This is a genomic window from Brevibacterium sp. CS2, from assembly GCF_005280295.1.
Lineage (GTDB): Bacteria > Actinomycetota > Actinomycetes > Actinomycetales > Brevibacteriaceae > Brevibacterium > Brevibacterium pityocampae.
Genome location: NZ_CP040020.1, coordinates 2,012,731 through 2,028,528 on the forward strand (window position 1 = coordinate 2,012,731; position 15,798 = coordinate 2,028,528).

General features: G+C 70.6%; 12 protein-coding genes. 6 read left to right on the forward strand and 6 right to left on the reverse strand.

Annotated features, from left to right (window positions below):
- Window positions 1-59: 59 nt before the first annotated feature.
- The 6 genes from FDF13_RS09010 to FDF13_RS09035 all read right to left on the reverse strand — a co-directional run bounded on the left by FDF13_RS09010 (window position 60) and on the right by FDF13_RS09035 (window position 5,517).
- Complete coding sequence (locus FDF13_RS09010) at window positions 60-968, reverse strand: SDR family oxidoreductase (protein ID WP_137319347.1); 909 nt, start codon at window positions 966-968, stop codon at window positions 60-62.
- 10 nt (window positions 969-978) lie between these two features.
- Window positions 979-1,266, reverse strand: a complete 288-nt coding sequence (locus FDF13_RS09015; protein ID WP_217494841.1) for a DUF6480 family protein — start codon at window positions 1,264-1,266, stop codon at window positions 979-981.
- 179 nt (window positions 1,267-1,445) lie between these two features.
- Window positions 1,446-2,642, reverse strand: a complete 1,197-nt coding sequence (locus FDF13_RS09020; RefSeq protein ID WP_137319348.1) for a zinc-dependent alcohol dehydrogenase — start codon at window positions 2,640-2,642, stop codon at window positions 1,446-1,448.
- Complete coding sequence (locus FDF13_RS09025; RefSeq protein WP_137319349.1) at window positions 2,639-3,160, reverse strand: CinA family protein; 522 nt, start codon at window positions 3,158-3,160, stop codon at window positions 2,639-2,641. Before FDF13_RS09025 ends, FDF13_RS09020 begins: the two co-directional genes overlap by 4 nt.
- Window positions 3,157-4,821 (reverse strand): NAD-dependent epimerase/dehydratase family protein, encoded by a 1,665-nt coding sequence (locus FDF13_RS09030; protein WP_137319350.1) that lies wholly within the window; start codon window positions 4,819-4,821, stop codon window positions 3,157-3,159. Before FDF13_RS09030 ends, FDF13_RS09025 begins: the two co-directional genes overlap by 4 nt.
- Before the next feature lie 120 nt (window positions 4,822-4,941).
- Window positions 4,942-5,517 (reverse strand): PH domain-containing protein, encoded by a 576-nt coding sequence (locus FDF13_RS09035; RefSeq protein WP_137319351.1) that lies wholly within the window; start codon window positions 5,515-5,517, stop codon window positions 4,942-4,944.
- A gap of 210 nt (window positions 5,518-5,727) precedes the next feature.
- On the opposite strand from FDF13_RS09035, the gene FDF13_RS09040 reads away from it, so the two are divergent.
- From FDF13_RS09040 to FDF13_RS09065, 6 genes are all read left to right on the forward strand, one after another.
- Complete coding sequence (locus FDF13_RS09040; RefSeq protein ID WP_254668757.1) at window positions 5,728-7,419, forward strand: ABC transporter family substrate-binding protein; 1,692 nt, start codon at window positions 5,728-5,730, stop codon at window positions 7,417-7,419.
- A 279-nt stretch (window positions 7,420-7,698) separates the two neighbouring features.
- On the forward strand, window positions 7,699-9,240 hold the full coding sequence (locus FDF13_RS09045; RefSeq protein ID WP_137319352.1) for an ABC transporter permease: 1,542 nt from the start codon (window positions 7,699-7,701) through the stop codon (window positions 9,238-9,240).
- Window positions 9,237-10,343, forward strand: coding sequence for an ABC transporter permease (locus tag FDF13_RS09050; RefSeq protein WP_137319353.1), 1,107 nt, complete (start codon window positions 9,237-9,239; stop codon window positions 10,341-10,343). The genes FDF13_RS09045 and FDF13_RS09050 overlap by 4 nt, the downstream gene beginning before the upstream one ends.
- A 1-nt stretch (window position 10,344) precedes the next feature.
- A complete protein-coding gene (locus FDF13_RS09055) occupies window positions 10,345-12,159 on the forward strand; it encodes an ABC transporter ATP-binding protein (protein ID WP_137319354.1) in 1,815 nt (604 codons plus the stop codon).
- A 114-nt stretch (window positions 12,160-12,273) separates the two neighbouring features.
- Window positions 12,274-14,187, forward strand: a complete 1,914-nt coding sequence (typA, locus tag FDF13_RS09060; protein WP_137319355.1) for a translational GTPase TypA — start codon at window positions 12,274-12,276, stop codon at window positions 14,185-14,187.
- On the forward strand, window positions 14,184-15,746 hold the full coding sequence (locus FDF13_RS09065; protein WP_137319356.1) for a PIG-L family deacetylase: 1,563 nt from the start codon (window positions 14,184-14,186) through the stop codon (window positions 15,744-15,746). Before typA ends, FDF13_RS09065 begins: the two co-directional genes overlap by 4 nt.
- Window positions 15,747-15,798 lie beyond the last annotated feature (52 nt).

Here is a 15,798-nt window from a genome sequence, read left to right on the forward strand (position 1 = left end):
CCGACCGCGGCCGCAGCGGGTCGACCAGGGGTGCGCCGGGACGCGGTGTGCCGGGGACCTCAGGGAGTCGGCATGCCCCCGTTGACGTTGAGCGTCTCACCGAGCACATAGCTCGACTCCGGTGAGCTGAGGAACACATAGGCGGGTGCGAGCTCGGTGGGCTGGCCGGCACGGCCGAGCGGTGTGCTCTTCCCGAACTCCGGCAGCGCCTCCTTCGGCTGCCCGTCCGACACCTGGAGCGGGGTCCAGATCGGCCCGGGGGCCACCGCGTTGACGCGGATGCCCTGCGGGGCGAGCGACTGGGCCAGACCCTTGGTGAAGTTGTTGATCGCCGCCTTGGTCGAGGCGTAGTCGAGCAGATGGGCCGAGGGCTCGTAGGCCTGGACCGAGGTCGAATTCACGATCGTCGACCCCGGCGGCATGTGCTCCACCGCCGCCTGGGAGATCCGGAAGATCGCGTGGATGTTCGTCGCGAAGGTCTGCGTCCACTGCTCGTCGGGGAGTTCGGCGAACTCCTCGACGGCGATCTGCCGACCCGCGTTGTTGACGAGCGCATCGAGGCCGCCGAGCGCCTCGACCGCCTGCTCGACGAGCGTGGTGCAGAAGGCGGGGTCGGAGATGTCCCCGGGGAAGAGGAACGCGCGGCGCCCGGAGTCCTCGATGAACCCCTTGATCTCCTGGGCGTCGGCCTCCTCCGCCGGGAGGTACGACAGTGCGACGTCGGCGCCTTCGCGGGCGAAGGCGATCGCGACGGCGGCGCCGATGCCGGAGTCGGCGCCGGTGATGAGGGCCCGCCTGCCCTCGAGGCGGCCGGTCCCGCGGTACGAGTGCTGTCCGCGGTCGGTCTGCGGAGCGAGCTGCTGGTCGAGGCCCGGCTCGGGCTGATCCTGCTGCGGCGGTGAGATCTCCGGGAAGCGGGTGACGGGGTTCTGGAAGGTGAGCTGGTCGGTGTGCTGGGTGTCGGTCATGGGAGCCTCCTCAGGAACCGAAGATGCCGACGGCATAGGCGATGAACAGGAACACCAGTGCGGCGACCACGAGGACGATCGCGATCACGGGACCCTTCGAGCCCGACGACGAGGCCTCGGGCTGGTGAGGCGGGGTCGAGGTCGCCGACTGCGACTCCGGCGGAGTGTCGCCGGGCCGGACGCCGCCCCCGGGTTCGAGGTCGGCATCCCCGCGTGGGTCGGGGTCGAGGTTCGGGTTCTGCTCCGTGTGCTCGGTGTTCATCGGATCGGGGGTGCTGCGGGGGTCGTTCGTGCTCATATCGCACTCGTCCTCTCCGCGGCCGACGAGCGGGACGGCCGCACGTGGACCCGGTCCGGACGACCGGGTGGGATCACGGCTCCCATCCTACTCGCGCAGACCGCGGCCAACAATGGTTCATGGGACAAGTTCCCTTGTGATTTCTGAGATGGCCCCGTCAGCGGTGCGCACGCTCGGTGTCAGGGCTGGACATGGTGTTCCTTCCGGGGATCGAGGACGACTTTGATGCACCCGTCGGACTTCTGCTGGAACATCGCGTACGCCTGGGGTGCGGCCCCGAGCGGCACCCGGTGGGTGACGAGGTCATCGATCCCGAGCGGATCGGCAGGGTCCTCGACGAGCGGCAGCAGATCGTCGATCCAGCGCTTGACGTTGCACTGGCCCATCCGCAGCTGGATCTGCTTGTCGAACAGCGTGAGCATCGGCATCGGGCTCGCCTGACCGCCGTAGACGCCGCTGAGCGAGACGGTGCCGCCGCGGCGTACGAGGTCGATCGCGGCGTGGAGGGCGGCCAGCCGGTCGACGCCGCCGGTCTCCATGAGACGCCGGCCCAGGGCATCGGGCAGCAGGCCGACGGCTGCGTGTGCAGCGCCGCCGAGAGGGGACCCATGCGCCTCCATGCCGACGGCATCGACGACGGCGTCGGGGCCGCGGCCGCCGCACACCTCCCGGATCGCCGCGATCGTGTCGGACCCGGGGTCGAACACCTCGACCCCGTGGCGCGCGGCCATCTCCCGCCGTTCGGGCACCGGGTCGATGCCGAACACGCGGGCCCCCCGGTGCACGCCGATCCGCGCCGCGAACTGGCCGACCGGACCGAGGCCGAGCACGGCGAGGGTGTCCCCGGCCCCGACACCGGCGTACCTCACCCCCTGCCACGCCGTGGGGAGGATGTCGCTGAGGAAGAGGTAGCGATGGTCGGGCAGCTCCGTGCCGACCCGAATCGGTCCGAAGTCCGCGTGCGGGACGCGCAGGAACTCGGCCTGGCCGCCCGGCACGGAGCCGTAGAGGCGCGAGTAACCGAACAGCGCCGCGCCCGATCCGTGGCTCCTCACCTGGGTGGTCTCGCACTGGGAGAACAGCCCGCGCTCGCACATCCAGCACCGGCCGCAGGAGATCGTGAAGGGCACGACCACGCGATCGCCGACCGCCAGTCGGGTGTCCCTCCCGGCCTCGACCACGATCCCCATGGGTTCGTGTCCGACGATGTCACCGGGATCCATGAACGGGCCGAGCACCTCGTAGAGATGGAGGTCCGAACCGCAGATCGCGGTCGATGTCACCTCGATGATCGCGTCGTCGGGGCTGTGCAGGACGGGGTCCGGGACGGTCTCGACGCTCATCGTCCGCTTGCCCTGCCAGGTCACTGCTCTCATCGCTGGTCTCCTCTCGCATCGATGTCGTGGAGCGTGTCGTGCATGGTGCGGTGGAGCAGCCGGAGGGCGGCGACCTGGGTCCGGGCGAGGACCTCGACCGGGTCGCCCTCGAAATGATGGAGCGCAGTGCGCACCTGCCCGCGGACAGCAGCCGCCAGCCAGGCGGTGCCGGGCGGGTTGCCCTCCTGCTCCCCGGGCCCGCCGGACCCGGTCACCGCGACGACGGCATCGGCCCCGAGCAGCCGAGCGGCACCCGACGCCATTGCGATCGCTGCATCCTCACTGATCACCGGCCCCTCCGGGACCCCGAGCGCGCGGTGCTTGACGGCGGACTGATAGCTCACCACCGCACCGGCGAACCACGCGGAGGAATCCGGCGCGGCAGAGAACTGCACGGCGATCTTCCCGCCCGTGAGCGATTCGGCGGCGGCGACGGTGAAATCGTGGGTGCGCGCGAGCTCGGCGACCTCCACGGCGATGGCGGCCGCGGTACTCTCGAGCTCCTCCGGTGCCGTCACGCGAGCCCGTCCGGGTCGGTGCTGTCGGCGGGATCGGTCCCGTGACCGGTCGCGGCCGCGGTGAAGCTGTCGCGACCGGTCCGGAAGGCCCGCTCGCGGGCGTAGGCGTGGACGGCATCGAGCACGGTGAGCTGCCCGTCGACCTTCTCCGAGAGCTCGGCGAAGACGTGCGGATCGAGACCGAGCAGGTCGGCGTTGGTCTCCAGCGTCTGCCAGCCGCCGCGCTTGCCGACCACCGCGCTGCGCATGAGCTCGGCCTCGAGCACGAGGGTCATGGGGGATCGGGAGAGCAGGGTGCCGTTGGTCTTGAGGCGCGCGGCTCTCTCCCCGGCCCACGACAGCGCCTGACGGTGCGGAAGCTGTTTGAGCCCGAGTCGCCGGATGATCCGGCGGAGGAGCTCGCGCTCGCCGCGGATCTCCTCGGCGAGGGAGGACAGGCGGGCGAACACCGGCGAGTCCGCGTAGGCCTCGGCCATCCGCTCGATCCGCTCCACGCCCGCGGTCGCGCCGGTGAGGTGATCGGAGAGGTACAGGCCCAGGAGGTCCCGGTCGACGACCGCGGCGATCGCCGGCGTTCCCTCGTCACGATCCCGATCCGGGCCGCCCACGGCAGTCCGCAGTCGGCGCTCGTCGCGCGGCCGGAGCGGCACGGAGTCGCCGCCCTGTCCCTCGGACAGGGCGGCCAGCAGCTCGCGGAGCGTCTCCGCAGCGGTGTGCTGCGGCTCCCAGGCGAGCTCTCTGCGGGCGCGGGAGCCGTCCATCACCGGGACCTGCATCCCCATGTCGAGCCACCCCGGATCCGCCGGCACGGCTCCGGTCCGATGGGCGGCGGCAAGGGCGGCGCGCACCGCCCCCACCGGCAGCTCGACGAAGCGTCCGTGATCGACGAGGTCGGCGAGCTCCTGAGCGCCGAGCACGTCATCGGTGCAGATGTTGAACGCACCGGGAGCGCGCGTGGCCACGGCCGCCGCATAGGCACGGCCGACGTCGGCGGAGTGCACCGCCTGGACGCGCAGCCCCTTCGGCACCGGCAGGGCCGGCAGGCGCCCGGCGCGCAGGGCCTGCACCGGTGCCAGGTCCCCGAGGAAGTACCGCTGGATCTCCGAGGCGGCCGCGGCCTGGAAGGTCAGGGCGGGCCGCAGACGGGTGAGGAGGATCTCGGGGTGGTCGGCGGCGAACTCGTCGAGCAGCCGTTCCTGGGCCGCCTTGTCGACGCTGTAGTGCGAGCTCGGAATGCCGCCGTGCGGCCAGGTCTCGTCGTGCGCTCGGTCGTCCTGGGCCGGCGAGTACGCGCCCACCGACGAGGCCACGACGAGGTGGGGCACGCCTGCGGCGGCGACGGCGCGGGCGACGTGGGCGGTGCCCGCGACGTTGACCCGGCACAGCAGGGCGCGGTCCGAGTTCGGCTGGATGAGCCAGGCGAGATGGACGACCGCGTCGACCCCGGCGAACGCGCGGGTCAGCTGTGCGACGGCGGTGTCGGGGTCGGTCGCGGCCCCGATGTCGATCGAGGTCCACGCGCACCCGCTGTAGGGAGGACGGGACTCGTCCGGCAGGCGGCGCGCGATGCCGAGGACATCTGTCACCTCCGGGCGCTCGTGCAGTGCTGTGAGCACTGCGGTTCCGACGTTTCCGGTGGCGCCGACGACTGCGACTCGCATGGGATCCCCTCGGTTGGGCGGCGGTGCGGCGAGCACCACCGGGTGCACCGAACCTACCGCGTGCCCGCCCGACGTGTCGAGGGTTCGAGCATCAAGCTTCCTTGTGATTCCTCCGGGCGTTCAGAGCGTCGCGAGGCCGATCGCGAACCAGCCGGAGGCGAGTGCGAGGAGGACGAGGTTGGGGACGTTCCAGCGGGACTCGACCCCGGTCCCGGGGACCGCGGCGGGGGCGGTGGCCGAGGCGGCGCGCGCCTCGTGCACGGCGGCGATCTGCGGCGAGGTGCGGGCGGTGACCGTCGGCCGGGCGCCGGCCCGCCGGACGACCCGGCGGCCGGCCGCCGGGAGGGCCCAGGCGGCGATCGGTCGGCCGTCGGCGCGCTCGACGCTGAGCCCGAGGCGCTCGTCGATCCCGGTGATCGCCGGCCACGGGACTTCGTGGCTGCGCAGCGGGTTGGCGATCCACAGCCCGTGCGGGGCGATCCGCAGGTGCGGGTGGCCGTAGAGGACCCAGGCGAGGACGGCCGGGCCGACGGCGATCCCCGCGAGCCCGGCGGCGCGCCCCGGAGGCGCCTGGAGCATCACCGTGACGAGGGCGATCGCGCAGGTCAGACCCACTGCGGAGACGATGAGGCGGGAGCCGCCGGTGCGCAGCACCGAGGGCTGCGGCGAGGGCGGGGGAGGGGTGTGCGCGGTCATGGCTCCGGCTCGGCTCGGACGGTGTCTCGAATTGATAACGATCGCCCGATTATTCCGGCATATGAGACGCGAATCACACGCGGCGCATTAGTGTCCTCATCAATTCGTGTTGTGTTCCGACCACTGTAGTTGACCGCTCGATGAGCGCACGGTGGAGCACGACACCTGGTCGGACCTGCAGGTCCACGAACCCTCGAGGGAGCGAACACGGTGAAGAGACGACTTCTCGCAAGCGGAGCAGGCCTGGCGGCCGCCGCACTGGTGCTCAGCGCATGCACCCCGCCCGGCGGCGGCAGCGGCGGCGACGGCGGAGGAGAGGGCGGCGGTGAGGGCGGCGGCGACTCCGTCATCAACGTCGGCTGGAACGAGCCCTTCCGCTCGACGAACACCATGACCGCCAACGGCAACGCGGTGGCCAACTCGATCGTCACGTACATGATGAACGACAACTTCAAGTACTACGACGACAACCTCGAGCTGCAGGACGGCACGCTCGGCACCGTCGAGCAGGTCTCCGAGGATCCGCTGCAGGTCAAGTACACCCTCAACGCCGACGCCGCGTGGTCCGACGGCACCCCGATCGACGCCGCCGACCTCGTGCTCACCTGGGCCGCGCAGTCGGCGAACTTCAACACCGTCGAGTCGAACAACGACGACGAGGGCAACGTCCAGGAGAACCCCGAGGGCACCGTCTACTTCGACTCCTCGAACATCGGCCCCGGCCTCATCGAGGACTTCCCGGAGATCTCCGAGGACGGCAAGGAGATCACCTTCGAGTACTCCAAGCCCTTCGCCGACTGGGAGACCTCGCTCGGTCTCGGCGGCGACGGCATCGGCGTGCCCGCCCACATCGTCGGCAAGAAGGCCCTCGGCACCGAGGACGCCGCGGCGGCGAAGCAGGGGATCCTCGACGCGCTCGAGAACGAGGACGCCGAGGCGCTGTCTAAGATCTCGAACACGTGGAACACCGCGTTCGACTTCACCTCGCTGCCCGACGACCCCGATCTCCTCGTCCACAACGGTCCCTACAAGATGACCGCCTTCGAGGAGGGCCAGTACCTCACCCTCGAGGCCGACGAGAACTACTGGGGCCCGACCGAGACCCAGGTGCAGACCGTCACCTTCCGGTACAACGAGGACCCGATGGCGATGGTTCAGGCGATCGAGAACGGCGAGGTCGACATCACCCAGCCGCAGGCCACCGCGGACGTCCTCCAGGCGGCCGAGGGGATCGAGGGCGTCACCGTCGACACCGGCGACGGCGCGACCTACGAGCACGTCGATCTCACATTCAATAACAACGGCCCCTTCGACCCGGCGACCTACGACGGCGACGAGGAGAAGGCCAAGAAGGTGCGCCAGGCGTTCCTCATGACGATCCCGCGCGAGCAGATCGTCGAGACGATCATCAAGCCGCTCAACGACGCCGCGGTCGTCCGCGACTCGCTCTATCAGGTGCCCGGCGCACCGATGTACGACGGCGTGGTGGAGAACAACGGCAGCGACATGTACCCGGCGGCCGCCGACATCGAGGGCGCCAAGGCGCTCCTCGAGGAGGCCGGCGTCGAGGCGCCCGAGGTGCGCTTCCTCTACGGTGCGTCCAACCAGCGCCGCGCCCAGCAGTTCCAGCTCATCAAGGAATCCGCTGAGGAGGCCGGCTTCACCGTGATCGAGGACGGTGACGACAACTGGGGCACCCGCCTCGGCGACGGCACCTACGACGCCTCGCTCTTCGGCTGGCAGTCGACCACCACCGGTGTGTCGGACGTCGACGCCAACTGGCGGTCCGGAGCGCAGAACAACTACGGCGGCTTCAGCAGCGAGGAGGTCGACGGGATGCTCGACGATCTCCTCAGCGAGACCGACGAGGCCGCGCAGGAGGAGGGCATCGCCGAGGTCTAGCGGGCCCTGCTCGAGGACGGCTTCGGTGTGCCGATCTTCCAGCACCCCGAGCTCCTCATCTACCGCGACCGCGTCCAGGGCGCCAGCTCCACCACGGTGTCCCCGACGATGTTCTGGAACTACTGGGAGTGGCAGGTCTCCTGATCACGCCCGGTCCGCGGGCCGTGAGGCCCCGCGGTACCCTCCGTCCGCCGCGTGATCGGACCCGGTGGCGTCACCCCGTTCCACGGGTGGCGCCACCGGTGAGGTTCACCGGCCCAGAGCCCGCCGGAAGCCCCTATGCTCACATTCCTGCTCCGCCGATTCCTGTCCTCGGCCCTCGTCCTGCTCGTCGTCTCCTTCGTCATCTATCTGCTGCTCGACGCGGCGATGGACTACTACTACGACCTGCGGACCTCGACCTCGCCGAACATCGCCGCGCTCTACGAGAGCCGCACCCGCCTCCTCAACCTCGACACCCCCGTCATCGTCCGCTACTTCCTGTGGCTCGGCGGCGTCGGCGGGTGCCTCATCGGCTCCTGCGACCTCGGAACCGCGTGGCAGAGCGGCCAGGAGGTCACCTCGATGCTCCCGGGCGCGATCGGCAACACGATCAAGCTCGTCACCGCTGCCACGATCGTCTCGATCGTGCTCGGCATCGGCGTCGGCATGATCTCCGCGATCCGCCAGTACACCGGCTTCGACTACTTCATCACCTTCGTCTCCTTCCTCCTCTACTCGCTGCCGGTGTTCTGGGTCGCGGTGCTGCTCAAGCAGTACGGGGCCATCCGCTTCAACAACTTCCTCGGCGACCCGGCGGTCGGCTGGACGCCGATCATCGTCCTCACCGTGTTCGCCGGCCTGTTCTGGATGGCCGCGCTCGGCGGAACCGCGAAGCGGCGGCTCATCACTTTCCTCGTCGCCGCCGCCGCGACCTTCGCGACGATCTACTACATCCTCGCCACCGGCTGGTTCCAGAGCCCGAGCGTCGGCATCGTCGGCGTCGCCGTCACCGGCCTCGCCGCGGCGATCGTCGTCGTGTTCCTGTCGACCGGCCTGAAGAACCGCCGCTCGCTCTTCTCCGGGCTCACCGTCGCGGTGCTCGGCATCGCGCTCTACATCCCGCTCCAGTGGCTCTTCTACTACGTGCCGATGAACTGGTTCCTCGTCCTCGGCCTCGCCGTCGTCACCGTGCTCGTCGGCCTCGGGGTGGGGCTGGCGTTCGGCGGCCCGGACAAGTGGGCCTCGGCGCGCACCGGCGCGATCATCGCCGTGATCATCTCCGTCGTCGTGTTCTTCGACCGGGTCTTCCAGGAGTGGGGCGCCTACAACCGGCACCCGGCGATCAACGGCCGGCCGGTCGCCACGATCGGCGCCTCGACGCCGAACATCGAGGGGAGCTTCTGGTTCCTCAACCTCGACACCTTCACCCACCTGCTGCTGCCGTCGATCGCACTCATCCTCATCTCCTTCGCCACCTACACCCGCTACACCCGCGGGTCGATGCTCGAGGTGATGAACCAGGACTACATCCGCACCGCCCGGGCCAAGGGGCTCGGTGAGCGCACGGTGATCATGCGGCACGCGCTGCGCAACGCGCTGCTGCCGCTCGCCTCGATCATCCCGGTCGACATCATCACCCTCATCGGCGGCGCCGTCATCACCGAGACGATCTTCGGCTGGAACGGGATGGGCAAGATGTTCATCGATGCGATGAACCGCAACGAGCTCGAACCCGTCATGGCCTACATCCTCATCACCGGCATCCTCGCGATGGTCGCCAACCTCGTCGCCGACTTCCTGTACGCCGTCCTCGATCCGCGAATCCGGGTGCAAGCATGAGCACACCACTGAATACCCACGACACCCCCGAGGCCCACGGCGACGGGGAGAACAGCTCGATCGAGCTCAAGGAGACCGAGGGCCTGTCCCAGTCGGCCATCGTGTGGCGCAAGTTCATCCGCCACACCGGTGCGATCGTCGGGTTCACCGTGCTCGGGCTCGTCGCGCTCCTCGCCTTCACCTCGCAGGGCGTCGGCCCGATCCCCGGCTGGTGGATTCACGGCCACCAGGCGTCCAACCCGGTGATCAACCCCTCCGGCGCGCCCACGTGGACGCTCGCGAACCCGTTCGAGCCCGGCCCCCACCCGTTCGGGCAGGACGACATCGGCCGCGACAACTTCGCGCGCGTGATGAAGGGCACCCAGATCTCGATCATGGTCATGCTCATCATCGGCGCGATCTCCATGGTCATCGGCACCGTCGTCGGCGCGCTCGCCGGGTTCTACCGCGGCTGGCTCGACGCCGCCCTCATGCGGATCACCGACGGCTTCATCATCCTGCCGACGATCGTCGTCGGCGCGATCCTCGGCAAGCTCGTGTCGAACTCGAACGCCGTCATGCTCGGCGTGGCGCTCGGCGCGATCCTGTGGACCGGCCTCGCCCGCCTGGTGCGCGGCGAGTTCCTCGCCCTGCGCGAGCGCGAGTTCGTCGACTCCGCGCGCGTCGCCGGCGCCTCGGACTTCCGGATCATGTTCAAACACATGCTCCCCAACGCGCTCGGCGTCGTCATCGTCAACACCACGCTGCTCATGAGCCAGGCGATCGTGCTCGAGACGGCGCTGAGCTTCCTCGGGTTCGGCATCCGCTCGCCCGAGGTGTCGCTCGGCGCGCTCATCAACGAGTACCAGACCGCGTTCTCCACCCGCCCCTGGCTGTTCTGGTGGCCGGGCCTGTTCATCATCGTCATCGCGCTGTGCATCAACTTCATCGGCGACGGCCTGCGCGATGCGAACGACCCCCGTCAGAAGAAGATTCCCAGTCAGCGCCAGATGGACCGGGCGGCGAAGCGGGAGGCCGAGGCGCCCGCCGCCGGCGGCATCCGCGGCGACGCCGCGACCCATCCGAACACTGCCGAACCGGGCCCGCGCCCGACGGAGGAATGACATGTTGGACACCACAGACGCAGTAGCGGCCGGCGCGCCCGTGCTCTCGGTGCGCGACCTCGGGGTCCGCTTCTGGGTGGGCGGCGAATGGTTCACCGCCGCGGAGAACATCAGCTACGACGTCCACCCCGGCGAGGTCCTCGCGATCGTCGGCGAGTCCGGTTCGGGCAAGTCGCAGTCGTCGATGTCGCTCATCGGGCTGCTCCCGGCCAACGGGCGGGCCTCCGGGTCCGCGAAGCTCCGCGGCCGCGAGCTCATCGGGATGCCGCAGTCGCAGATGCGCGAGGTCCGCGGCGACGACATCTCGATCATCTTCCAGGAGCCGATGACCGCCCTCAACCCGGTCTACACCGTGGGCTACCAGATCGTCGAGACGCTGCGCACGCACTTCGACATGGGGCCGAGCGCGGCCAAGGAGCGGGCGCTCGAGCTCATGCGGCTCGTCGAGATCCCGGACCCGGAGAAGCGCTTCTCCTCCTTCCCGCACCAGCTCTCCGGCGGCCAGCGGCAGCGCATCATGATCGCCCAGGCGCTCGCCTGCGATCCCACGCTGCTCATCGCCGACGAGCCGACGACCGCGCTCGACGTCACGGTGCAGGCGGAAATCCTCAAGCTCATGCGCGACCTCCGTGAGCGGATCGACTCCGGGATCATCCTCATCACCCACGACATGGGTGTCGTCGCCGACATGGCCGACCGGATCATCGTCATGCGCAACGGGCGCGTCGTCGAGGCCGGCACCTCGGCGGAGATCTTCAGCGATCCCCAGCACCCCTACACTCGCCAGCTCCTCGACTCCGTGCCCCACCTCGGCGCGAACGTGCGCGGCGGGGCGCTCGGCGGGGTCGACCTCGCGGCGATGTCGGAGGACCCCGACCACACGGTGGTCGCGGCGGACCGGGAAGCCGAGACCGCCCCGCTCGAGGTGTCCCTCGACTCCACCGACATGCTCGTCCACCCGGGTGGGGAGAGCTCCGACACGGGGGTGCCGGCGCTGCGCCTGCGCGGGGCGTCCATCGAGTACCCGGCGAGCGGTCGGCAGAAGGCGTTCCGCGCCGCCCACCGGATCGACCTCGGGATCGGACCCGGCGAGGTCATCGGCCTCGTGGGGGAGTCCGGTTCCGGCAAGACGACGATCGGGCGCGCCGCGCTCGGCCTGCTGCCGGTCGTCGAGGGCTCGATCGAGGTCGTCGGCACCGACATCACGGGGCTGAAGAACTCCCAGCTGCGCAAGCACCGCCGCGACGTCGGGATCGTGTTCCAGGACCCCGGCTCCTCCCTCAACCCGCGCCTGCCGGTGGGGGAGAGCATCGGGGAACCGCTGCTCCTCCACGAGAACCTCAAGGGCAAGCCGCTGAGCGACCGGGTGGAGGCGCTCCTCGACTCCGTCGAGCTGCCGCGCTCCATGCGCAACCGCTACCCGCACGAGCTGTCCGGCGGTCAGCGGCAGCGGATCGGCATCGCCCGCGCGCTCGCGCTCAAGCCCAAGCTCCTCATCGCCGACGAGCCGACCTCCGCGCTCGACGTGTCGGTGCAGGCGAAGGTGCTGCGGCTGTTCTCCGACCTCCAGGCCGAGTACGGCTTCGCCTGCCTGTTCATCTCCCACGACCTCGCGGTGGTGGAGAGCGTGGCGGCGCGGATCGCGGTCATGCGCCACGGCCACATCGTCGAGGTCGGGCCGTCGTCGGCGGTGATCTCCGCCCCGCTCCACCCCTACACGCGCCGGCTGCTCGCCGCGGTGCCGGTGCCCGATCCCGAGGAGCAGCGCCGCCGCCGCGAGACCCGCGACGCGATGCTCGAGGCGACCGCGGAGTGAGGCCGTCCCGGCCGGAGCGCCGCGGCGGGTCCCGCACCGCACGCGTCGTCCGGCCGGGCCCGGCGACCCTATACTGGACTGTTGGACACCTGACTGCATCTCCAAAGGGAATCGATGACTGAACTCACCTCACGCCGCGCCGACCGCCGCAACGTCGCGATCGTCGCGCACGTCGACCACGGCAAGACCACCCTGGTCGACGGCATGCTCCGCCAGGCCGGCGCCTTCGGCGACCACGGCGAGGTGCTGGAGCGGGTCATGGACTCCGGCGACCTCGAGCGCGAGAAGGGCATCACGATCCTCGCGAAGAACACCTCGATCAGCTACAGCGGCCCCTCGGCCGACGGCGAGACCATCATCATCAACGTCATCGACACCCCCGGCCACGCCGACTTCGGCGGCGAGGTCGAGCGCGGCCTGTCGATGGTCGACGGCGTGGTGCTCCTCGTCGACGCCTCGGAGGGCCCGCTGCCGCAGACCCGGTTCGTGCTGCGCAAGACGCTCGCCGCGAAGAAGCCGGTGATCCTCGCGATCAACAAGACCGACCGGCCCGACGCCCGCATCGACGAGGTGCTCGAGGAGGCGCAGGACCTGCTCCTCGGCCTCGCCGGCGACCTCGTCGACGAGGTCCCCGACATCGACCTCGACGCCGTCCTCGAGGTGCCCGTCGTCTACACCTCCGGCAAGGCCGGGCGCGCCTCGACGCACCAGCCCGCCGACGGCGAGCTGCCCGACACCCCGGACCTCGAGCCGCTGTTCGCGACCATCCTCGAGCACATCCCGGCACCGGCCTACAACGACGACGGGGTCCTCCAGGCCCACGTCACCAACCTCGACGCCTCGCCGTTCCTCGGCCGCCTGGCGCTCCTGCGGATCTACGGCGGCACCCTGCGCAAGGGTCAGCAGGTCGCGTGGATCCAGGGCGACGGGACGGAGAAGACCGCGAAGATCACCGAGCTCCTCGAGACCCAGGGCCTCGACCGGGTGCCGGCCGAATCCGCCTCCGCCGGAGACATCGTCGCGATCGCCGGCATCCCGGAGATCATGATCGGCGACACGATCACCGACCCCGAGGACCCGCGCCCGATGCCCGCGATCACCATCGACGATCCCGCGATCTCGATGACGATCGGCATCAACACCTCGCCGCTCGCCGGCCGCGAGAAGGGCACGAAGGTCACCGCCCGGATGGTCAAGGACCGCCTCGACGCCGAGCTCGTCGGCAACGTGTCCCTGCGCGTCCTGCCCACCGAGCGCCCCGACGCCTGGGAGGTCCAGGGCCGCGGCGAGCTCGCACTCGCGATCCTCGTCGAGCAGATGCGCCGCGAGGGCTTCGAGCTCACCGTCGGCAAGCCGCAGGTCGTCACCCAGGAGATCGACGGGGTCGTCCACGAGCCGCTCGAGCACGTGACGATCGACGTCCCGGAGGAGCACCTCGGCGCCATCACCCAGCTCATGGCCGCCCGCAAGGGCACGATGGAGACGATGTCGAACCACGGCAGCGGCTGGGTCCGGATGGAGTTCAAGGTGCCGGCCCGCGGTCTCATCGGCTTCCGCACCCGCTTCCTCACCGAGACCCGCGGCACCGGCATCTCGAACTCGATCTCCGCCGGCCTCACCCCGTGGGCCGGGGCGATCGAGCTGCGGACCAACGGCTCGCTCGTCGCCGACCGCCCCGGTGCGGTCACCCCGTTCGCGATGATCAACCTCCAGGAGCGCGGCACGTTCTTCGTCGAGCCCACCTCCGAGGTGTACGAGGGCCAGGTCGTCGGCGAGAACTCGCGCAGCGATGACATGGACGTCAACATCACCAAGGAGAAGAAGCTCACGAACATGCGCTCGGCGACCGCCGACTCGTTCGAGAACCTCACCCCGCCGCGCAAGCTCACGCTCGAGGAGAGCCTCGAGTTCGCCGGCAACGACGAGTGCGTCGAGGTCACCCCGGGCACCGTGCGGATCCGCAAGGTCGTGCTCGACCAGAAGGAGCGGCAGAAGCTCTTCAACGCCCGCCGTCGCCAGAACGCATGACCGTTCGCCCCGCCGCTGCCGCCACCCGCTCGCTGTCCGCGGCCGAGGCGCGCGTCCTGTTCGTCCACGCCCACCCGGACGACGAGTCGATCCTGACCGGCGGGACGATGGCGCAGCTGGCCGCCGCCGGCGCGGCCGTCACCCTCCTCACCGCCACCCGCGGCGAGGGGGGCGAGGTCATCGGGGAGGAGCACGCCGCGCTGTTCGGGGACCGCCCGGGGCTCGCCGCCCACCGCGAGACCGAGCTCGCCGCCGCCGTCGCCGCGCTCGGCGTGAGCGACCACCGGTTCCTCGGCGACGGTGAGGCCGGGGGCGCGCGCGGCGGTCTGCCCGCCCGCCGCTTCGAGGACTCCGGCATGGAGTGGGGTCCTGACGGCCACGCCCGGGAGCCCGCCGAGATGCCGGCCGCGGCGCTCTGCCGCACCCCGGTGGGCGAGGTCGCCGCCTACATCCGCGAGGTCGTCCGCGACGTCGACCCCCACCTCGTCATCACGTACTCCGACGGCGGCGGCTACGGCCACCCCGATCACCGACACGTCCACCGCGCCACCGTCGAGGCGCTGCGCGGGATCGTGCCCGCACCGGGGGAGCCGGGTGCCGCGGCGGCCGCGGTCCCCGCCGCCCACACCCCGCCGGTGCTCCTCTTCGCCGACACCCCCGCCGAGGTCGCCGCCCAGGCCTTCGACCCGCAGCGCCCCGGCTTCGACCTCACGGGCTTCGCGCCGGCCGAATCGATCCCGACGATCGCCGCCGAGGCGCCCATCAGCGTCATCGAGGACGTGTCCGCCTTCGCCGGGGCCAAGGCCATGGCGATGGCCGCCCACGCCACCCAGGTCACCGTCGCCGGGGAGTTCTTCGCCCTGTCGAACGGGATCGGGCAGCACATCGGCGACGTCGAGTACTACACGTCCGCCGCGTTCCCTGGACCCGTTCCGGATCCGGACGGCCCCTACGGATCCGTGCTCGACACCGTGCGCGTCCCGCTCGCCCCGCCTACCCCGGCGGCGACGGAGGCAACGGCGGTCGAGCGCGACGAGCGCGGGCCGGGCGCCCCAGGTTCCGGTGCCGCGGCAGGCGCTGCGGGTGCCGGTGCGGCCACCGGGACGACGGACACCTCGGCCGATGCCGCGGGAACCCGCCGGAAGGTCGGTATCGGGGCTGCGATCCATGCGATCATCGTCGGCGTGCTCATCGGCGCGCTCGGGACCGCCCAGCACCTCAACGCGACCGCGGTCGACCTCGCCGGGCAGGACGTCGTCGTCCCCTGGGGGCTCGTGCTCGCCCTCGTCCTCGTCACCGCCGGGCTGTGGCACATCGCCACGCTCTACCGGTCCACCGGGCTCGTCGTGCTCACCGCCGCGGTGATCTCCGGCATCGGGTTCCTGTTCGGGCAGCCCGCACTGCTGCCCGGCAGCGATCTCCTCGTCACCGGTTCGCTGCGGAGCATCACCTGGATCTTCGCGCCGATGATCATCGCCGCGATCCTCGCCTTCACCCTGCCCGCGCTGCGCCGCCGGCGGTCCGCTCCCGAGCCGCAGTCGTCAGCTGACCGAAACTGAACAGAGATCGGACAGGTGACCCTGCTGTAGTAGATTGTGCTGAACCGTCCGC